The sequence below is a fragment of the Rhizobium sp. CCGE 510 genome, assembly GCF_000292525.1.
Classification (GTDB): Bacteria; Pseudomonadota; Alphaproteobacteria; order Rhizobiales; family Rhizobiaceae; genus Rhizobium.
The window spans coordinates 277,415-297,879 of record NZ_AEYF01000045.1 but is presented as its reverse complement, the minus strand read 5'-3'; the positions used below and the strand labels follow the sequence as shown (position 1 = coordinate 297,879).

Below are 20,465 nucleotides of genomic sequence, written 5' to 3'. Positions count from 1 at the left end.
GATCGATGAAGAAATCGACAGCGTGGCGGCATTTCCCGCGGCCGTCATGGCGCTGGGCGGCGCTTCCCTTCCTGCTTGCCGTGTGGTGCCTCGCTGCCAGCAGGGTTCCCTCTTACGTGCTGCCACAGCCCTGGGACGTGGCAGCCGAGGGACTGCGGTGGATCCAGTCCGGTGAACTCGGCCGCCAGCTTCTGGCAAGCTTGTTACGTGAGTTCGGCGGCTTCGGCGCGGCGATCCTGGCGGCCCTGCTCATCGGCGTGTCTGCCGGACTCTGGCGGCCGTTCCGTGAGTTCGCCCAGCCGCTGCTTGCTCTGTTCATGGCGATCCCACCAATCGCTTGGGCGCCGCTGTCGCTGATCTTCTTCGGCCTCGGATATCTCTCGATCGCCGTTGTCATCTTCATCGCGTCGGCCTTTCCGATGGCGGTGACGATTCAGGAAGGCGTGCTGTCGATCGGCAGTGGGGAGGTACGCGCGGCGCGTATCTTGGGCGCCAAACGGTTTCAACTGCTGGCTTATGTGTATTTTCCTGCCTCGCTCCCCTTCCTGACCGCCGCTTTGCGTATCGGCTTTGCCCAGGTATGGCGCGCGCTGGTGGCGGCTGAGATGATCGGCGCCTCCCAAGGGATCGGCTGGATGGTCGCAATGGGTGGGCAGGTCGGCAATTCGGCGCAGGTGCTTCTCGGCATCACGCTGATCGGACTGACGGCGTGGCTCATGGAGAGCCTCGTATTTCAACGGATAGAGCGCCGCTACGAAGGCTGGCGCGGACAATAACGGACCTCTCCCATGACAGAGATTTTGCTGCACATGACGCCCCAAACCGCCGTACGCTCCCCAACGGGCCTGGCCGCCTACTTCGACACGCTTCCCTTTCTCGGCCGTCTCACCTGTGAGAGACAAACGCTGACTGCCGGCGAATGGACCGAATTGGAACTCGTCTATGAGGTCGGGGCTGTCGGCCTTGCCGACGGCGCGTGGCTGAAGCTCGCCTTCAAGTTCTATTCCGACTGGGCACTGTTCCAGACGACGGACCCGAAGGGCGCCAACTACGTTTCCGCAGAATATCACGCTGGCCTGCTGATCCCCGGCCAAAGCCCGGCGACGGTGCAGGCGCTGAAGGTGCGTTTCGACCAAAAGGGACACGAGCGCCCCTTCCAGAAGGCCATAATCATCGATGTTGTCGACGGCTATCTCAATCCCGGCGACAGGATCATCATCCGTCTTGGTGACCGGCGCCAAGGGGGTGCCGGCACGCGTGTGCAGACGTTCGTGGAAAAGGCGTTTCGTTTCCGTCTGTTCATAGATCCCTTGGGCAGCTCGAAATTTGCCGAAGTGCCGGGTGACAGCAAACTCGAGATCGTTCCGGGCGCGGCGAATGCGCTTCAACTGATCGCACCGCGCCTTGTCAGCCCCGGCGAAAGCTTTGACGCGATCGTGCGTGTCGACGACATATGGGGCAATACTTGCCGTGATCGCAATCTGGCAGGCACGCTCGTTGTCACTGCCCCGGATGGAACGCAGCGGACGGAAATTTTTCCTTTCGCAGACCGGGACTGGACGTTCGCCCGGGTCTCCGGTCTATCATTTGCCCAGGCCGGCGAATGGAAGCTGGAAGCACGACTGAATGGCGAACCCGCCGTCGCCTCCACTGTCGCCCCAACTGTCGCCTATGTGCAAAGCGAAGAAGGCGCCTCACGCGCTCTCTACGCGGATCTGCACGTTCATTCCGATGACACCGTCGGCACCAACGACGCGACTTACAACCTCACCTATGGACGCGACATCGCCGGGCTCGATGTGGTGGGCTACACCGTCAACGATTTCAACATCACCGAAGCGAATTGGGACAAGGCCGTGGAAATTATCCATGGTCTCAACGAGACCGATCGTTTCGTCTGTTATCCGGGCACCGAGTGGTGCGGCAACTCAGCGGCCGGAGGCGATCGTAACGTCGTTTTCCTTCGTGACGGCAAACCCCGGTTTCCCTTTGATGAAGCGGGCCGCTCCGTGCGCTCTTTCGAATGGAACGAGACGACGGCGGGAACAATTCGGCCCGGCACCTGGCCTGTAGACCGGCTTCATGCCGCCTATGAAGACGACCCAGAGGGCCATTTGCTGATCCCACATGTGGGCGGCCGGCGCTGCATTCTGGATTGGAACCATCCGGAACTGGAACGGCTCATCGAGATTGGCTCCGCCTGGGGACAATTCCATTGGCTCTACACCGAGGCGCTCGCGCGCGGATACAGGGTCGGCGCGTCGGCGGCCAGCGACGAGCACCAGGGCCGGTGCGGCGGCGGCGCACCGGGAACCGGAACGTTCGGCTCGCGTGGCGGGCTGACCGGTGTGATCGCCGATCGTTTCGACCGTGCCGGCGTCGGCAGTGCGCTGAGGGCGCGGCGCACATTCGCCACGACCGGCGAGCGCAGCTTCGCCGCCCTATGGCAAGGACAGCATTTCATGGGCGAAGTATTCGATGTCGAACCGGAGACGCCGCTCTCCTATCGCCTGCTTGGCCACGCCGGCTGGGAAGAGGTCGAGCTCTATGACGGCGACCGCGTGGTGTGGCGACGTAACCTTCATGCGGAAGCCGGTCTGAGCGAACGGAGCTTACGCATCCGCTTCGGCGGCGCACGCATCAAGGATCGGTATCGGGCTGCCTATTGGAGCGGTGAGGTTGCCGTGACCGGCGCGGCGCTCCTTGACGTGCGTGGGGTCGGCTTTGACCACCCCGAACAGAGCGTGTGGCGCACCGGCCTCGGCAAACTCGGCTTTAGAACGGCAACACACGGCGATGTCGACGGGATCGAGCTCACGCTATCCGACCTAAACGACGCTCACATCACGATTGCCGCCGACCTTCATGGCTACAGCAAGATCGGCGACCCGCTTCAGCCGCCACCGCATGTGCATGCCCCCGAAGCAAGGCTTGAGGTCAGTGGGAAGGATCTGATTGCGAAGGGCTCGGTTACACTCGATCTGCCGGGCGTCGAGCTGCGTCTTATCGTGGAAAGGGTTACAGACCGACCGCTGCCGAGGGATCTTGGTGGTGAGATCTCGCTGCAGGAACTGGCGCTCGATCCGGAACGCGACCATCCGTTGTTCATAACGGCGCGCCAGCGGGACCAATCCCGGATCTGGACGTCTCCATTGTTCTTGAAACCTCGGTAGTTGATGCCGAATGCTATGTCGGAAGATTCCACGGATTCACGAGCGCAACTCCCATGCCTTCGAAATCTTTTGCGTTGCGCGTGACCAGCGTCATGCGGCGAGTAAAGGCCGTCGCCGCAATATAGGCGTCGTTGATCGGTTTGGGATTAGGCACATGCCATTGGGCCGCTTGAACGGCCGCCGCCTCGTCCAGAGGCAAAATGCGACCGGAAAACGCAGTGAGAACGGCATTTTCCAGCCAGTTCCGAAGCACCTGCCCGGCGACGGCATCATTGTGCTCCACCAGCCGAACGGCAATCTCCAGTTTGTGCAGGACGACGGATGAAATGAAGGTCTGGGCCGGATCGACGGTTTCATTCCAGACCACGACATTGGGATCAGCCTCGCCGCTTGCGACCTTGCGCAGTTCGGACACGACATTGATATCGAGCAACATCATCAAGATAGGCCGACCGGCTGGGCATGTAAGGTGCGCGGCGGGAGCGGCAAGTCAACGTCTTCTACAGCTGGCGCTGCCAGCATGTCACCCAGCGTCCGCAGCCCATGGTGACCGCGAGCGCGATCAGTCCCAGGACGGATGAAGGTTGGCGCCGGTCACCTCGCTTTCAGGACGTCGGAAAGCACCCATTTCTTGTCGAAGAAGTCCTTGGTCGGGCCATAGGCGCGGAACATCAGTTCGAACTTCCGCTTCGGGTCGGTCGGCACCCAGTTGGTGTCCTTGCCCTTCGGCACCCGGGGTCCGAAATAGAGGTCGATCGAGCCGTCGGCATTCTTGGCGAGTTCCGGGATCTGTGACGAACGGCTGGCGCGATCGACGTTCTTGATCAGCGCGTGCGTCTCACGGTCGTAGGCGGTGACCGACCAGTACTGCTGCACGGGGACGTTGGCGGGGACGTTTAGGCGGTAGTTCCTGGCCCCGTCGAACGCGTCGCCGTCCTTGTCTCGAATGGAGATCGAATAGAACTGCCCTGCACCGAGCCGCTTGATACCGATATACGCGTAGCTGTAGGCGACGCCGCGGTGATCGACGGGGTAGGCGTCCGGTTCGTTGAAGTCGGCCTTTGCCGCCGTGATCAGGTCGGGATAGGTCGGAAAGGTCCAGCGGCTGGTATCGGAGAAGAATGGCGGGAAGCCAGCGTCGTATTTCGCTTCAAGCAGCGCCCTCGCCTCCCTAACGCCTTCTGCGAGCAGCTTCTCGACGTGCGCGTCGGGCTTGAATGGCTTGCCCTTTTCTATGCCCAGCGTCTTCAACTGGTCGATCATAATCCGGTCTCGAGCGATCCAGGGTTCTTCCTGCACGACGCGATCGAGGTGCTTGAACAGGCTAGCGTCCCACTTGATGGTCGAATCGAAGAGCACGTCCTTCACGTCGGTGAAGGTGGTCTCCGGCGGGCTGGCAGCCTGCGACAGCGGATAGACCTTGAGCTTCTTGCCATACTCGATAGACGCCTTCACGTCGGCGTCGCCGTGGCTTGTCAGGTTGGAACGGAACAGCATGTAGCCGCCATTGACCTCTGATCGAAGCGGGATGTAGCCTTCTGGCACCGTGTCCTTGTAATCCGGGGGCAAAACGAGAAACTTGCCGCCCTTGCCCGCATCGATTCCGAGCAGGCCCGCGTCCTCAAGCGGAAGCTGCCAGGCGGTGACGATGTTGCCGTTGAAGGAGGCCTTTGCCTCGGCCGGCGGGAGCTCGAGGACGACCGGGCCGTCCTTGGTCGTGAAGAAGACCATGAAGTACAGGGCGTCGGGATTGGGCGTCAGCGTCTGGTTATGCCAGTCGAGAGGCCTGCCCCAATAGATGACCTGCCCGACCTTGCCGGGGGTCTTGTCGAGCATCTCCTGGCGCATCAGGTCGTAGTTGACGGCGGGCATGCCCCAGACCGCAGCCTGAACGGCCTTGCGTTCGATCTCGCGGTCAAGAACATGCGACGGCTCCGCCGCCAATACGGGAAGGCTCGTCATCGCGATCAGTGTCAGCGTAGCGAACAGCTTCATCGTCAACTCTCCGATTGTCGAGCGGACGATAGCGTCGATGCCGAAGAACTGAAGTACGTTACGGTAACGAACGGGCCGTTTGGCGAATGTAACCGTAACATGGCTGGGGTGGAGGCGCGTCAGCATCTAGGGTGTCGTGGCAACAGCGATGGAGCTTCGATGCGCATCCTTCGATTTCTTTTAGCCGCGCTTCCGTTGCTGGGAGGCTGCGGGCATGCCGTCGGTGTCATGGCCCCGGTTCCGCAAGCGGCCGCAAGCGCCGGGACGAAGCAGGTCGACATGCTGGTGGCAACCACGAGGCAGCCGTCCGGCGACCCGGCGACGTTGTTCAACGGCGAACGCAGCCCGAAGCCTTATCTGACGGACGTCGCCGTCTCGATCCCGGAGAAACGTCAGGCCGGAACGGTCCAGTGGCCGAAACGCGTGCCCGCCGACCCAAAAACGGAGTTCGCGGTCACGCGCGTTCGTCAGATCGACACACTCGCCGAGGGCCGTGCCTGGTTTCGTCAGCATATCGAAGGCGGCCATGCGCTGGTATTCGTGCATGGCTTCAACAATCGCTACGAAGACGCCGTCTTCCGGCTGGCCCAGATCGTCAACGACAGCGGAATGCAGGCGACGCCCATACTCTTCACCTGGCCGTCGCGGGCGCAGCTCACCGGATATGAATACGACAAGGAAAGCACCAACTATTCCCGCACGGCGCTCGAGCAAGCGCTCCGCGTGCTTGCACAGGATCCGAACGTCAAGGACATCACCATCCTTGCGCACTCGATGGGAACTTGGCTGGCGATGGAGTCGCTACGCCAGATGGGCATTCGCGACGGCCATGTAAACGCGAAGATCAGGGACGTCATTCTCGCCTCCCCAGACATCGACATCCAGGTGTTCGCCAAGCAGTTCGCCGAAATGGGCAAGCCGGCGCCGAAGCTGACGATCTTCGTCTCGCAGGACGACCGGGCGCTCGCCGCCTCCAGCTTCATCACCGGAAACGTGTCGCGGCTTGGCGCGATCGACCCGTCTGCGGAACCATATCGCTCGCGGCTGGAAAAAGCCGGGATCGCTGCGATCGACCTGACGAAGGTCAAGGCGGGAGACGGGCTGCATCATGGAAAATTCGCTGAAAGCCCGCAAATCGTGCAGCTTATCGGCCAGCGCCTCATGACGGGACAGCCTCTGACCGATCCGAACATCTCGCTCGGCGAAGGCGTGACGGCGGTGGTCGGTGGAACCGTGCGAACGATCGGAACCGTTGCAGCGACTGCGGTCACCGCTCCCGTCGCCGCATTGGAAAAGAGGCCGCCGCCGTCCGGGGTCGACGAGACACTCCACAGCGGCGCGGATCCCAAGGCACTGTCTAATTGAGGGCCAAGGGTCCGATGTAACCCCATGTTACGCCCTCCGTTACCGTATCGTACTTCCCATTGGATGGTTCCTGACGACACTCGCGAAGACTGCCCGTTTCCTGTCAAAACCGAAGGAGAGTGCGATGCCGTGCAATATCGAGATTTGCGGAGGCCGGCCATGAAGCGGCTTCACGAGACGATCCTCAGGGCGACCGCCGCCGCCGCGATCGCGCTTGCCTCGACCGCCCTGGTTCCGTTCGCGGCGTCCGCTCAGCAGGCCACGCCGGCCGCGCCAGCGACTGCTAGGCCGAACATACTGGTCATCTTCGGCGACGACGTCGGCCAGACGAATATCAGCGCCTATTCGATGGGCGTGGTTGGCTACAAGACGCCGAACATCGACAGCATCGCCAAGGCTGGCATGATGTTCACGGATTACTATGCCGAGAATTCTTGCACGGCGGGCCGCTCGACGTTCATCACCGGCCAGACCTGCCTGCGCACCGGCCTCTGCAAGGTCGGCGCGCCGGGCGTCGCCGTCGGCCTGCAGCCTGGCGACATGACGATCGCTCAGGCGCTCAAACCTCTCGGCTACGCGACTGGGCAATTTGGCAAGAATCATCTCGGTGACCGCGACGAATACCTGCCGACCAACCACGGCTTCGACGAATTCTTCGGCAACCTCTACCATCTCAATGCCGAAGAGGAGCCGGAAGCTCCCTACTGGCCGAAGGACGACGCAGAGTTCCTCAAGGCCTATAACCCACGTGGCGTGATCAAGGCTTCCGCCGACGGCAAGGTCGAGGATACCGGACCGCTGACGAAGAAGCGGATGGAGACGATCGACGACGAGACGACTGCCGCCGCGATCGACTTCATGGGGCGGCAGGCAAAGCAGAACAAGCCGTTCTTCACATGGATGAACACGACGCGCATGCACGTCTTCACTCATGTGCGTGATTCCATGAAAGGACAAAGCGGCATGCCGGGCAACGAATATGCCGATGGCATGATCGAGCATGATGGCGACGTCGGCAAGCTGCTCAAGGCTCTCGATGACCTCGGTATCGCGGAGAATACCATCGTCGTCTACAGCACCGACAACGGGCCGAACCAGTTCTCATGGCCCGACGCGGCAACGACGCCGTTCCGTAGCGAAAAGGACACCAACTGGGAAGGCGCGTTCCGCGTCCCCGCCATGGTTAGGTGGCCCGGCCACATTGCACCCGGCCAGATAGTCAACGGCATGGTCTCGGGCCTCGACTGGTTCCCGACCTTGCTTGCGGCAGCCGGCGACGCAGACGTCAAAACGCGTCTTTTGAACGGTTGGCAGCCGTCCGGCAGCAGCAGCACCTTCAAGGACCATCTCGACGGCTACAACCAACTCGACTACCTGACGGGCAAGTCCGACAAGAGCGCACGCAGCGACTTCTATTACTTCGACGACGACGGCGATCTTGTCGGCATTCGCTATGACGACTGGAAGGTGGTGTTCAAGGAACAGCCCGCGGTGGGCGGCTTCGCAGTCTGGCAGACGCCGCTAGTCACCTGGCGTCTTCCGAAGCTTTTCAACCTGCGCATGGACCCTTACGAGCGGGCTGACGTCGTCTCCGACCAATATAATGACTGGCTGGTTCGCAACGACTATCTGCTGGTCAAGGGACAATTGAAGGCAGCCAGCTTCCTGGAAACTTTCGTCAAGTATCCGCCGAGCCAGCGGGTCGCCAGCTTCAACGTGGAAGGCGTCCGCGCTCAGGTGGACAAGGCGATCGACCAGTCCTTCAAGGATCGCGGTATCGAGAAGTGACAGGCACGAAGGAGACGCGCATCGCGTTGCGCGTCTCCGCTTTTCTCGATCCATCGGAACCATCATGACCGCACGAGATGACATTATTGCGCTGGGCAAGCGCATCGGCCAATCGATCATCGGCCAGGATCAGATGGTCGAACGTCTCCTGCTTGGCCTGCTTGCGAATGGCCACCTGCTGGTCGAGGGACTGCCCGGCCTTGCGAAGACCCGTGCCATCAAGAGCCTTGCCAAAAACCTGGATTCCCAACTCTCCCGTGTCCAGTTCACTCCCGACCTGCTGCCTGCCGACATCACCGGCTCGGAAATCTATTTCTCCGAAGGCGGCAAGGGCGAATTCAAGTTCCAGCAGGGCCCGATCTTCGCCAACCTGATCCTGGCCGACGAGATCAACCGGGCACCAGCAAAGGTGCAGTCGGCGCTCCTTGAAGCCATGGAGGAGCGGCAGGTCACGGTCGGCGGAAAGAGCTATCCCCTGCCCGACCTCTTCATGGTGATGGCAACGCAAAACCCTATCGAGCAGGAGGGGATTTATCCCCTGCCCGAGGCACAGCTTGACCGATTCCTGATGCATGTCGAAGTCGGCTACCCCGACGAGACCTCGGAAGCCTTGATCATGCGCCTCAACCGCGACGAGGAGAACGAGGCTCATAGCAGCACGAAAGCATCGCCTCCGCCGAAGCTCGATCCGCAGGCGGTGTTCGATGCCCGCAAGGAGATCGGCACCGTCACCGTCTCCGATCCCGTCGAGAAATACATGGTGGCCCTCGTCTTCGCGACAAGGTATCCCGACCGCTACGACAAGGATCTCGCGAAACTGCTGCAGGTGGGTGCAAGCCCGCGCGGGATGATCGGGCTCGACAAGGTCTCCAGATCCTACGCCTGGCTGAAGGGCCGCGACTACGTCACGCCCGACGACGTGAAAGCGATCGTTCACGGGGTGTTTCGACACCGTCTTATTCTCACCTACGACGCCCATGCATCGAACACGACGCCGGATCAGGTGATCGAAAGGATCACCGATCTGGTGGCGGTCTCGTAAGGAGGGGGCATGCCTGCGCGAGACGGCGTCTATGTTTCGACAGAACAGCTCGTCGCTCTCGAGGCCCGAGCCCGTGACCTGAGCTTCGTACAGAAGGCGCGCAGCCACGAGCAGCTCGCAGGACGGATGAATTCCGCAATGCGCGGGCGCGGACTGACGTTCGAGGAACTGCGCGATTATCTTCCGGGCGACGATATCCGCTCGATCGACTGGCGCGTCACGGCGCGCACCGCGAGACCCGTTGTCCGCGTCTATTCCGAAGAGAAGGAGCGTCCGGCACTGATCGTCGTCGACCAGCGCATTAACATGTTCTTCGGCAGCCGGCGCTCGATGAAGTCGGTCGCGGCGGCAGAGGCGGCGATGCTCTGCGCCTGGCGCATTCTGGGATCCGGCGATCGGGTAGGCGGTTTCGTTTTCGGCGACAAAGGCATGGATGAGCTCAAGCCGCATCGCAGCCGCAATGCCGTGATCGCACTGGCCGACCGGATCGCCGAGCGAAACGCATCGCTTTCCGCCTATTCAGGTGTGCCCTCGCCCGCGGCACTGGATGACGCCTTGCAAAAGGTCGCCAACATCGCCCATCACGACCATTTGGTCATCGTCGTTACGGATTTCGACGGCCATAGCGAGACGACCCGCGACCTGCTGCTGCGGCTTACTGCGACGAACGACGTTCTCTGCCTGCTGATCTACGATCCTTTTCTGCTGGAATTGCCGAAGAGCGGCGACATGGTGGTGAGCGGCGGCGGGCTTCAAGCAGAGCTTTCTCTTGGCAGAAATTCCGTCAGAGACTCGATCGACGCCTTCGCCCGGAGTCGGGGCAGAGAACTGCACACCTGGCAAAAGGAGCTCGGCCTTCCGATGCTGCCGATATCCGCTGCCGAGGAAACTGCACCGCAGCTTCGCCGCCTGCTCGAGCAGTCCGCCTGGCAACAGAGGCGACGCTGATGGAGACCGACGCGCCATCTCTCGATCCAATGACGGCGACTGCTCTTCGTACGATGAAGGACATCGTCCTACCGTCACCCGTGTCGTGGCTCCCGCAGACGTGGGGATGGCTGGCGGCGGCATCCGTCGCTGTTTTGGCGCTGGCGACCTGGGTAGCGTTCGCCATCTTGCGCTATCGACGCAACGCCTACCGGCGGGAGGCATTGAAGCTTCTTGATGGGATCGAACAACGGCTCCGCTCGGCGACCTCCAGGCAAGCTGCCCTTCAAGATCTCGGCGTTCTTCTGAAGCGCGTCGCGATCAAAACATGGGGCCGGGAAAAGGTGGCCAGACTGTCCGGCAATGAATGGTCGAACTTCCTGACCGAGCACGGCCGCCCCGGTGGCCGGCCGCTCCTTTCCGAGATGGCCGACGACATCGAATACCGCGACGCAACATTCCTCGAACGGCTGCCTGACGACCTCGGAGACGATCTCGCGGAAGATGCGCGGCGATGGATCGGCGGCCACCATGTATGAACTCGCCTTCCCGTGGCTGCTGCTGGCCCTCCCGGTCCCGTTGATCGTCTGGTGGGTTCTGCCCGCCCATCGCGAGACATCGGCATCGATCCGGCTGCCGTTCTTCGACAAGGTCGCCGAAGCCGCGGGCGTGACGCCTTCGGCGGGCTCGGTGGTATCCCGTCGCGCCTTGCCGCAGACTTTGGTGGAAGGAGCCGCATGGTGCCTCGTCGTCCTTGCCCTGGCGCGGCCGGAGCTGGTCGAACCGCCGATCGAGAAAAACGAGCCGCAACGAGACATCCTGCTTGCGCTCGACCTGTCACAATCCATGGAGACAAAGGATTTTCGTCTGTCGGGCGGCGAGATTGAGGCGCGGGTCGACGCGGTGCGGGCGGTCGTGTCGGATTTCGTCGCGAGACGTCCGGGAGACCGTATCGGCCTCGTCGTTTTCGGCGATGCGCCATACCCGCTTGCTCCCTTCACGTTGGACCACGCTCTGGTACGCGACATGATCGACGGCCTTCTCCCCGGTATGGCCGGGCCGCGTACCGCGATGGGCGACACTTTGGGACTGGCGATCCGCATGTTCGAGAAGACGACGGTTCCGGAAAAGGTGCTTGTCGTGCTGACCGATGGAAACGACACGGCCAGCAAGATGCCGCCCTTGAAAGCCGCCGAGATCGCCGCGACCAAGGGCATCGTCGTTCACACCGTCGGCATCGGCGACCCGGAGGCGACGGGAGAGGATAAGCTCGACGCCTCAACGCTGCAGGAGATCGCCACGAAGACAGGCGGCCGCTATTTCTTCGGCGGCGACGCCGATCAACTTGCAGGGATCTACAAGACGCTCGACGAGATTACGCCCGAAGACCAGAAGACGACGTCCTGGCGGCCACGGGCTACCCTGTTCCAATGGCCGCTGGCCGCCGCTGTGGCCCTGCTGGTCGTCTGGCATGGAACGGCGGGGTTTCTCTCTATGATCCGCAGGAGGGTGCCCGCATGATCGGAGATTTCCACTTTCTCAGGCCGTGGTGGCTTTTGGCACTGCTGGCTCCGGCTCTCGTCTTGTGGCTTAGTTTCCGCTCGCAGGATCTCAAAGGCCAGTGGAAGGGCATGATCGCTGATCACCTGCTTGGCCACCTCATCGTCGAACCAGAGGCCCGCATCCGCGCGTGGCCGTCCTGGTTGCTCGCCGCCATTCTGACCGTTGCGGTACTTGGTCTTTCCGGTCCGACATGGCAACGAGAACCTCCGCCCTTCGTTTCCGACACAGCGTCGCTTGTCATTGCCGTCGATCTCTCGAAGACGATGGACGCAAAAGACGTAAGCCCGAGCAGGCTCGAGCGCGCCAAATTGAAGATCCACGACATCCTCGCCAGCCGGCCCGGCGCCCGCACGGCCGTCATTGCCTATGCCGGAACGGCGCATCTCGTGGTGCCGCTGACCGACGACGCCGATCTCATCGAGACCTACACGGATGCACTTGCGATCGCGATCATGCCGAAGCCCGGCAAGGACACCGCGGCTGCGGTCAAGACGGCGGCGGGCTTGCTGCAGAGCGATGGCGCACCGGGAACCATCCTGTTGTTGACTGATGGCGTCGAGACGGGCGCGGTGCCGGCGCTGGCAGGGACGAAGGCCGGGCTGGTCGTTCTCGGCATCGGCACGCAGGCAGGCGGCCTCGACCTCGACGCGCTCAAGACGGCCGGTGCCAAGACGGGAGCCGCGGTCGCCACGGTCACATCAGACGAGGCGGATGTCGATTGGATAGCGCGGCAGGTCCGTACGAACTTCTCGTCCGCGGCGTCGCAGGGAAACAGATGGCGCGACGCCGGTTGGTATCTGCTTTTCCCGGTAAGCATTCTTTTTGCGTTTTCGTTTAGGCGTGGCTGGGTCGTCAAGCTCTCCGTCCTTCTGTTGGCCGCCCATTTGCTTTCACCCACAGCTGCCGAGGCTGCCGGGTGGCGGGATATGTGGCTGACGCCCGACCAGCAGGGGCGACTTGCCTTCGAGCGCGGCGACTATGCGTCCGCAGCAGATCTGTTTCGCGATCCTATGTGGAAGGGTGTCGCGCTTTACCGGGCCGGTCGCATCAAGGAGGCGGCCGAGTCCTTCGCGGTCCCGACCACTCCGGAGGCACAGTTCGATAGAGGCAATGCCCTCCTCCGTTTGGAAAACTTCGAAGACGCGATCACCGCATATGAAAACAGCCTCCGGGCCAGACCGGACTGGGCGGAGGCCGACGCCAACCTCGCCATTGCAAAAAGGCTGCTAAAACAGCAGCAGGACGACGAAGACCAGCCGCAGGAGCCGAATGAAAAACCCGACGACGTCCGCTTCGACGACAAGGGCAAGAAAGGAAAGGCCGGAGAAGTGAACGTCGCCGAACAGACATCCGAGATGTGGGTGAAGAACATCGTTGTCAGCCCGGCCGATCTGATGGCGAGGAAATTCGCGATCGAGGCGGGAGGGCGTTCTCCGTGAGGGCGTTGGGAATTCTATTATGGCTCGCCTCGCCGATCGTTGCGTTTGCAGCGGAGCCTTTCGGGCGGGCCAGCTTAGCCGAGACAACGCAGTACGTTCCCGGCCAGCAGATCGCAGTCGTCGTTGAGGTGTTCGCTCCCGACTTCTTTACTTCCCCGCCGCAGTTTCCGCTGTTCGAGGTGCCCGACGCTCTGGTGACCTTCTCGAGCGAGCGCGCTCAGAACGTCGTGCAGACAGTTGGCGGCGTTCAGTATTCAGGCATTCGCAAGGTATACGCGGTCGTTCCCGAGCAATCTGGATCCTTCACGATTCCGGCAATCAGGATCCCCCTAGGCTGGTCGAACGAAGGCGTTCCGGCGAAAGCAAATGTTGTCACCTCCCCCTTGTCGTTCGATGTTGCAGCAACGACGCAGCAGGACGTCGTCTTCGCCGCGAGCGGACTGGAACTGAGACAGTCGTTTGATCGGGATCCGGCGTCTCTGAGAGCTGGCGACGCGGTCGTCCGTACGGTGGTTATCACCGCCGCCGAGACGCAGTCGCTTGCCATGCCGCCCGTGAATGTCGGACTGCCCTTCGGCCTCAAGCAGTACACGAAGCCGGCGAAGCTCGAGGACGGCGTTCCGGCTGAACGGGGCGAGACGGTCAGCAGACGGACGGATACAATCGTCTATACCGCTCAGGCAGGCGGAGACTTCGATCTTCCGGAAGTGTCGTATCCATGGTTCGACGTCGATGGCCATTCTCCAGCCGCAGCGACCCTTCCCGCCATCAGGTTCCACGTCTCGAAAAGCGAGCGCGGTTCTGGCATCCCCACCACTTCCGTGGAGGCGAAATATGCAGGGCCTCAGGCAGATTTGGCGATCATCGCTTCAACCTTCAGCGTGACCGCACTGCTGCTGTTCGGGTGGTGGAACCGTCATCGAGTGGTGGCGCTCGCCAAAGCCATTCAACACGCTTACCTCGCCTCGCCAGGACATCGCCTGCGCCAACTCCAGAGAATGATACGTTCGGGCGATGCCGCGACAGTGTATGCCGCACTGCACGCCTGGAGCCGGGAATGGAATTTTGCGACGCTGTCCGCATGGTCGAAGACGCAGCCCGCAACAGTCGCGGCGGAGGTCATAAAACTCGAGCGCTCGTTATTCGGTGGTGGCGACGATGTCGTCGACAGGAGAGCCCTCGCCCGGATCGCTCTAACCGCGTCGCCACATCAACCCTCGCACCGTGACGCCCTGCCGCCGCTGAATCCGCCGTTGTTACGGCCGACGTTACCGTAACATGCCTTCCACTTGAGTGAATCCTCGGACAAGCTGCGCTTGGACAGACGGAGGCTGGTATGGCTTTGGCATTCGACGGAGACGGCGCGCTTGCACGGATCGACGGAATGGTGTGGATCCCCGGTGGAACGTTCGTCATGGGCTCCGACCGGCACTATCCCGAAGAGGCGCCTGCGCATCCGGTGAAAGTCGACGGGTTCTGGATCGAGGAAACCCCGGTTACGAACCGCGCCTTCGCCGAATTCGTGAAGGCAACGGGTTATGTCACGGTCGCCGAAACGATCCCAGACGCGAAAAACTATCCGGGTGCTCGCCCGGAGATGCTTCGCGCGGGTTCTCTTTTGTTCGTCCAGCCGAAAACGGTCGACGATTCCGACATTTCCCAGTGGTGGAGGTTCAAGTTCGGCGCGAACTGGCGCAGACCGCTCGGCGGACTTAGCGACCTCAAGGGAAAGCTCGACCATCCGGTCGTCCACGTGGCGTATGCCGACGCGACGGCCTATGCGCGGTGGGCGGGACTGGACCTGCCGACCGAGGCGGAATGGGAGTTCGCCGCACGGGGCGGGCTCGGCGACGTCGAATTCGCATGGGGAAGCGAGATGATGCCTGACGACGTCATCATGGCAAACACCTGGCAGGGCGTCTTCCCGACCAAGTCGACGAAGCCGAAAGGGCGTGAACGGAGTTCCGCGGTCCGGTCCTTCCCGGCGAATGGCTATGGCCTCTACGACATGATCGGGAATGTATGGGAGTGGACCAGCGACTATTGGTCGACCCGCCACCCCGAGCCCGCCAGACACTCATGCTGCATCCCGAACAATCCTCGGGGCGGCGATCCCGTCGCAAGCTACGACCGCCGTCAGCCCGCGATAACGATCCCGCGCCGGGTTCTGAAGGGCGGTTCTCATCTCTGCGCGCCGAACTACTGCAGACGATATCGGCCCGCGGCCCGTCATGCCGAGCAGGAGGATACGTCCACGAGCCACGTAGGGTTCCGCTGTATCAGGCGCGCATCCTCGACAGCGGGCTAGGTTACTGCGCCGAGACGGGCTTGGTGATGGCCAGCGGCATTGAGACCGTCAGGAACACGGCGTCACCTTCCGCACGGTTCTCAGCCGCGAACTCATGGAAGTACTTGATGCGTGTCGAGATCGGCACCTCGCCGGCCTTGAACGTCCATCCGATAGTTGCGCCGATGGCAGCCACTCTGCCCTTGAAGTCGGAGCGCGCACCGGCGCCGGAATCTCCCGTCACCTGATCGTAGTAGTAGCCGACCAGACCCGCGTCGAACTGCTCGTTGAAGTGCTGGACGGCAGCCCATTCAAAATGGAATTCGTTGCCCGTTCGATAGTCAGTCGCGGGGTTCTCGGCATTGAAGGTCATCCCGACCGTTGCCGAGAGGTCGAGTCCGATCGAAGGATCGAGCCAGGTAAACGAGCCGCTGACGTCCGCGCCCCAGTGATGGAAGGCGACGTTCGATATCTCACCATCCTGATAGTCCCCGATAGGCACGTTGACGAGCGTCCCAATCTGCCAGTGGAAGTTGCCAGCTTCCCACCCAAGCAGGCCGCCCACGATGGGATCGCCCACGGTGAAGACCGGATCGGTGACCGACCCGGTCGCAACGCCGCCGCGCGGACCCGCCAGCGTGACATCGGCGCTGGTTTCCTTCCATCCGAAAGGCACGCTGAGCAGCAGGCCCGGTCGTGCGCCCATAAGTTCTTCCGGGAGGATCCATAGCGCCGTCGGGACGTCGATAGCAGCCTTGCCCTCGACGCCGACTGCCAGCCTGCCACCGGCCGGAAGCTGCTGGTTGCCGCCGAGGTCGCCGGAGTAGAGATAGATGTCGTTCGAGAAGAACACGCCTGGTGGCGGCGTAAAGCCCGCGCCAACGGTCTTCGAGCCGAGAAGATAAAATCCCGCTCCACCCTCAGCCGCCATCGCAACAGGCGCGGCAGATGCCGCCAGTATGATTGCGAGCGTCGAAGTCTTGAGATTGTAGCGCATGTATTCCACCCCGGTCGCGACATCTGCAGGCTAGGAAGCAGAGCCGTCCCGAGCCTTGTGCCTAGGGTCGCGATTCAGCGGCGGTTTTCAAGCGTGTTACGGTTACGAAGAAGGCTTCACTGTATAGCCAAAGTGGTTTCGGCAGCATCCGAAGCGGCCTGGGCCACGCCGTCCAGCAGCATGCCGGAGATCGCCGGATCGTAGCGGGCAGTTCGCAGTCCCTTTTCCAGCTCCTCGCGGAAATCGGGGTCCCTGAGCAGCAGCGATCTGTAGCGATCCGCCCCTTCGATCTTGTCGAGCCGTGCGACCGACGCAGTCCGAAGGGCGTGGACGACCAGATCCTCGCAGTTGATCATTTCGGCATAGGAACGCGCCGTCCGATAGTCGCCTTTGCGATAGGCGTCCAGGGCGAGCGTCAGGATGGCGGCACGCGGTGGAGCGGCGGTTGCAGCGGCCTGTCCGGCAATACTCGATCCCGCCGTCCATTGCCCGGAGATGAAGGCAAGCATGCCGACCCTGGCCGCGATGTCTACATTGTTCGGATTGGCAGCCATCGCGCGGTAGCCGGTGTCGAGCGCAGCGTCGCGCTGTCCGGCGGCGAACTGGGCAGTCATGAGTGCGGTTCGCGCCCGGTCGGATTGCGGAGCTGTCGTGACCGCCTGATAGGCAAGCGAGATCGCCTGCCCGACCAAGTCGTTCGATGGACTGGTTCCGCGCTCTGCAAGAAAGACGCGAGCCAGGGTTGCCTTCGCTTCGGCGTCGCCGGGCGCTGCGGCAATCGTCCGTTCGAGGCAGCGGCGCGAGACCGCGAGATCGCCGGGAAGGCCTTCGTCGAGCAAGGCTTCCGCCCTGAGGACGCAGACGTTCCCGAGCGTGGCGTCGTCACCTTCATGCGTCTCCTGCTGGTTGATGGCGCTTCGGCTGGATGCAATCTTCTGGGAGACGATTTTCGCCAGTCTCTGGCGGATTGCGGGAGGGTCGTCGTCGCCGATCGGCGTCGTCTCCATTCCGGAATCCATAAGCTGGCCGCCGGAAAGATCGTACACCTGCCACCACATCAGCCTGTCGGGGCCTTCGGCATAGTACTTGAGCGCGACGCGGTAGGAACGCGGTGGCGCGCGTCCGAGAGCGGCCTGCATTCCTATCGCACCGATCTGCGACGTGTCGACGACCCGCAGCGTCTGGAACTTCGCCACCGAGGCGACCAGGTAGTCGAACGTTCGCTGAGCCTCCTGCCCGTCCGTGGGATCGTCGGCCGAGATGGAAAACACGACTTCCGGTTTCACGGAGATTTCGGGGCCGGTCCCACTGACGAACGCCGCCAAAGCCACCCCAACCAGCACCGCGCCGAGCGCCACGCCTGCGCCTGTTGCGAAATAGGCAGCAAGACGGGATCGACGCTCGGGTGCGGGCGTCGCCACCGCATCACCCGTGGCTTCGGCCACTTGGCAGGCTTCCTCGGCCCGGAACTCGTCGACGTCTGGAATACGGTGAAACAGTGGAATGTACCGACCCTTGGGGATTTCGATGCGCAGGCCACCGGATTCCCCATGCGCATCGTAATATTGGTCGATCCCCGTGCGCAGCCGGTTGGCCTCGATGCGGACGATAGGGTCATTGGTGCCGTCGAAGCTGACGGGCCGCCTGAAGACATCGACGGCGATGATGTAGGACTTCACGCCCGTCGAGCCGTCGATATATCTGGCTTCGCAGATATATCGGAGGAATTCCCTGTTGCGTTCCGAAACCTTGAACCTGGCATCCGCCAGAATCCGCCGAAGCTCGGCGCGGGCCTCGTCTTCCGGTACGTCATCCAGTTCGAATTCGGTCTGACCAGCATCCATGATATGTCCCCTCATGATACGCAGCGGCAGTACTGACCTGATAGGATGCGTTTTTATATTACAACTGGTTGAATGTCGAACGGCTAATTTAGGATGTACGGTTGAATGTCTCAAGCTTGGCGCTTAGGAACCGTTTCGTTCGAACGCGAGACAGAGTGCGATCACGTCCGTCTCGATCTCGGTGCAAAGGGCAGCATACTCCGCCAGGAGCACGGGGTCCGACAGTGCCGCGACCTGAAGCGTCTCCAAGGTGGAGCACGCATCTTCGTAAGCCTCGTAAAGATTGATGACCGTCGGTTTCCGCACCTCCAAAAGCTGGAGCGCGCCCCGCACGCGCGGGAACTTCAGCATTAGCCTGACCATGCCCCGGTGCTGCGACCTGGTAGCTGCCACGGCGATACCCCCGACCACAGCGTTTCTCCTGCGGCCATCGGACGACGGTCGCACGGAGATCATGAGACCCGGCGTGCAAAAGTGAAGTACGTAACGGTAACATGAATGCGCCGCTCGATTAACTGGTAGTTGTTACGTCCATTGTAACCGTAACGAAACTGATTTTCCGCGCCCGATGGCGCTCTATGCCCCGCCGCGCTTGCAGATCTTCGCCGGCGTGAACTTCCAGTTCCCGATCCGGAAGCCCGCCGGATGAGACTTGAAGACCTCTGCCCTTTTCGTCGACAAGGCGAACCCGCTGCCGATCATTGTCCGGCGCTGCTTCCGCTTCTTGTCGCCGGTGCGTTCTTCCTTCCTTCGTTCCGCGCAGCTCCTCCCGGTGACCCGCCGTCTCCCACTGCTCTGAATCAACGAGTCACGTTACGGTAACGTACTTCCCACGCCCGAATTTCCGGTCATTCTCAGGGTCATCAGTTCCCCGCCTCGGAGACCCGCATGCGAATTGAACAGACGATAGCCGCCTCGATCATCGCTGCGGCGGCCTTGCTTACGATGCAGCCGGTCGCCGCACAGGAAACGCTTCCTTCTTGGAATGATATGGCCGCAAAGGCGCGGATCGAAGCCTTTGTGTATGCGACCGTGACCGAGGGCGGCGAGGGATACGTCGCGCCAGAAGACCGCATCGCCGTGTTCGACAACGACGGCACGCTCTGGTGCGAGCAGCCCTTCTACACTCAGCTTCAGTTCATGTTCGACCGCGTCAGGGCGTTGGCTCCTCAGCATCGCGAGTGGAAGTCGAAGGAGCCGTTCAAGAGCATCCTTGCGGGCGATCCGGCAGGCGTCGCCAAGGCTGGAGAAAAAGGCGTCGTCGAACTTGGCATGGCGACTCATGCCGGGATGACGACGGATCAGTTCGCGGACATCGTCTCGAACTGGTTCGACACCGCCAAGCACCCGAAGACCGGAAAACCCGTCACTGAGATGACCTATCTGCCGATGCGGGAGCTTCTCGACTATCTCCGGGCAAACGGCTTCACCACCTACATCGTGTCCGGCGGTGGGGTCGAGTTCATGCGGCCAATCTCGGAGAAGCTCTACGGCATCCCGCCGCAACAGGTCATCGGCAGCACGATCGCCACTCAGTACGCCATCGTCGACGACGTGCCCGTGCTGAAGCGCCTCGCGAAGATCGACTTCGTCGATGACGGACCCGGCAAACCAGCGGGCATCAACAAGTTTATCGGCAAGCGGCCGATCTTCGTCGCGGGCAATTCCGACGGCGACTACGAGATGCTGCGCTGGACGACCGCGGGCAAAGGGCCTGGGTTCGCGATGATCGTCCATCACACCGACGCGGAGCGGGAATACGCATACGATCGCAGATCCGCGGTCGGCAAACTCGACAAGGCTCTCGATGAGGCGGGGCGCCGGAACTGGCTTCTGGTCGACATGAAAAGCGACTGGAAGAAGGTCTTTGCGTTCGAGAAGTAGGCCATTGTCGCGTTCGTTACGGTCTCCGTTACGGTAACGCACTTCCGTTACCTCAGTTCTCGCCCGTACCATCCCCTGGTCGGCACCTCGGTGCCTCAACGAAAGGCGGAGCAATGTTGAGATCAAGAGGGCTGCGCCTTGCGGTCACTGCGGCGTCGACA

Annotated in this window: 17 protein-coding genes; 12 read left to right on the top strand and 5 right to left on the bottom strand. The window is 61.9% G+C overall.

Annotated features, from left to right (window positions below; all coding sequences use genetic code 11):
• Positions 1 to 5: 5 nt before the first annotated feature.
• Entirely contained in the window at positions 6 to 776 is a 771-nt protein-coding gene (locus RCCGE510_RS25495) for an ABC transporter permease (protein WP_007634766.1), read from the top strand.
• A 33-nt stretch (positions 777 to 809) separates the two neighbouring features.
• A complete protein-coding gene (locus RCCGE510_RS25490) occupies positions 810 to 3,173 on the top strand; it encodes a hypothetical protein (protein WP_240539695.1) in 2,364 nt (787 codons plus the stop codon).
• 13 nt (positions 3,174 to 3,186) lie between these two features.
• Here the strand turns inward: RCCGE510_RS25490 and RCCGE510_RS25485 are convergent, their stop codons facing one another.
• Both RCCGE510_RS25485 and RCCGE510_RS25480 read right to left on the bottom strand, forming a co-directional pair.
• Positions 3,187 to 3,612, bottom strand: coding sequence for a type II toxin-antitoxin system VapC family toxin (locus RCCGE510_RS25485; protein WP_007634764.1), 426 nt, complete (start codon positions 3,610 to 3,612; stop codon positions 3,187 to 3,189).
• Between the two features lie 155 nt (positions 3,613 to 3,767).
• On the bottom strand, positions 3,768 to 5,135 hold the full coding sequence (locus tag RCCGE510_RS25480; RefSeq protein ID WP_240539694.1) for a DUF1254 domain-containing protein: 1,368 nt from the start codon (positions 5,133 to 5,135) through the stop codon (positions 3,768 to 3,770).
• Positions 5,136 to 5,327: 192 nt separating this feature from the next.
• On the opposite strand from RCCGE510_RS25480, the gene RCCGE510_RS25475 reads away from it, so the two are divergent.
• The 9 genes from RCCGE510_RS25475 to RCCGE510_RS25435 all read left to right on the top strand — a co-directional run bounded on the left by RCCGE510_RS25475 (position 5,328) and on the right by RCCGE510_RS25435 (position 15,600).
• The gene (locus RCCGE510_RS25475) at positions 5,328 to 6,533 is read left to right on the top strand and encodes an alpha/beta hydrolase (RefSeq protein WP_007634762.1); all 1,206 of its coding nucleotides are present in this window, start codon (positions 5,328 to 5,330) and stop codon (positions 6,531 to 6,533) included.
• Between the two features lie 159 nt (positions 6,534 to 6,692).
• Positions 6,693 to 8,321 (top strand): arylsulfatase, encoded by a 1,629-nt coding sequence (locus RCCGE510_RS25470; RefSeq protein ID WP_007634761.1) that lies wholly within the window; start codon positions 6,693 to 6,695, stop codon positions 8,319 to 8,321.
• A 64-nt stretch (positions 8,322 to 8,385) separates the two neighbouring features.
• Positions 8,386 to 9,363, top strand: a complete 978-nt coding sequence (locus RCCGE510_RS25465) for a MoxR family ATPase (protein ID WP_007634760.1) — start codon at positions 8,386 to 8,388, stop codon at positions 9,361 to 9,363.
• A 9-nt stretch (positions 9,364 to 9,372) separates the two neighbouring features.
• Complete coding sequence (locus RCCGE510_RS25460) at positions 9,373 to 10,311, top strand: DUF58 domain-containing protein (protein ID WP_007634759.1); 939 nt, start codon at positions 9,373 to 9,375, stop codon at positions 10,309 to 10,311.
• A complete protein-coding gene (locus RCCGE510_RS25455) occupies positions 10,311 to 10,829 on the top strand; it encodes a DUF4381 domain-containing protein (RefSeq protein WP_007634758.1) in 519 nt (172 codons plus the stop codon). The genes RCCGE510_RS25460 and RCCGE510_RS25455 overlap by 1 nt, the downstream gene beginning before the upstream one ends.
• Positions 10,822 to 11,811, top strand: a complete 990-nt coding sequence (locus tag RCCGE510_RS25450; protein WP_037079926.1) for a VWA domain-containing protein — start codon at positions 10,822 to 10,824, stop codon at positions 11,809 to 11,811. Before RCCGE510_RS25455 ends, RCCGE510_RS25450 begins: the two co-directional genes overlap by 8 nt.
• Positions 11,808 to 13,292 carry a VWA domain-containing protein gene (locus RCCGE510_RS25445; RefSeq protein ID WP_007634756.1) on the top strand — a complete coding sequence of 495 codons (1,485 nt, stop codon included), beginning with the start codon at positions 11,808 to 11,810 and terminating at the stop codon, positions 13,290 to 13,292. Before RCCGE510_RS25450 ends, RCCGE510_RS25445 begins: the two co-directional genes overlap by 4 nt.
• Complete coding sequence (locus RCCGE510_RS25440) at positions 13,289 to 14,569, top strand: BatD family protein (RefSeq protein WP_007634754.1); 1,281 nt, start codon at positions 13,289 to 13,291, stop codon at positions 14,567 to 14,569. Before RCCGE510_RS25445 ends, RCCGE510_RS25440 begins: the two co-directional genes overlap by 4 nt.
• 59 nt (positions 14,570 to 14,628) lie before the next feature.
• The gene (locus RCCGE510_RS25435) at positions 14,629 to 15,600 is read left to right on the top strand and encodes a formylglycine-generating enzyme family protein (RefSeq protein ID WP_007634752.1); all 972 of its coding nucleotides are present in this window, start codon (positions 14,629 to 14,631) and stop codon (positions 15,598 to 15,600) included.
• A gap of 1 nt (position 15,601) precedes the next feature.
• Here RCCGE510_RS25435 and RCCGE510_RS25430 read toward each other — a convergent pair whose 3' ends face one another.
• The 3 genes from RCCGE510_RS25430 to RCCGE510_RS25420 form a co-directional block, all read right to left on the bottom strand.
• Positions 15,602 to 16,576 (bottom strand): transporter, encoded by a 975-nt coding sequence (locus RCCGE510_RS25430; protein ID WP_007634750.1) that lies wholly within the window; start codon positions 16,574 to 16,576, stop codon positions 15,602 to 15,604.
• 116 nt (positions 16,577 to 16,692) lie between these two features.
• Entirely contained in the window at positions 16,693 to 18,420 is a 1,728-nt protein-coding gene (locus RCCGE510_RS25425) for a hypothetical protein (RefSeq protein ID WP_007634748.1), read from the bottom strand.
• Positions 18,421 to 18,543: 123 nt separating this feature from the next.
• Positions 18,544 to 18,813, bottom strand: coding sequence for a hypothetical protein (locus RCCGE510_RS25420; protein WP_192815347.1), 270 nt, complete (start codon positions 18,811 to 18,813; stop codon positions 18,544 to 18,546).
• A gap of 552 nt (positions 18,814 to 19,365) precedes the next feature.
• On the opposite strand from RCCGE510_RS25420, the gene RCCGE510_RS25415 reads away from it, so the two are divergent.
• The gene (locus tag RCCGE510_RS25415) at positions 19,366 to 20,304 is read left to right on the top strand and encodes an HAD family hydrolase (protein WP_157179946.1); all 939 of its coding nucleotides are present in this window, start codon (positions 19,366 to 19,368) and stop codon (positions 20,302 to 20,304) included.
• The last annotated feature ends 161 nt before the right edge of the window (positions 20,305 to 20,465 follow it).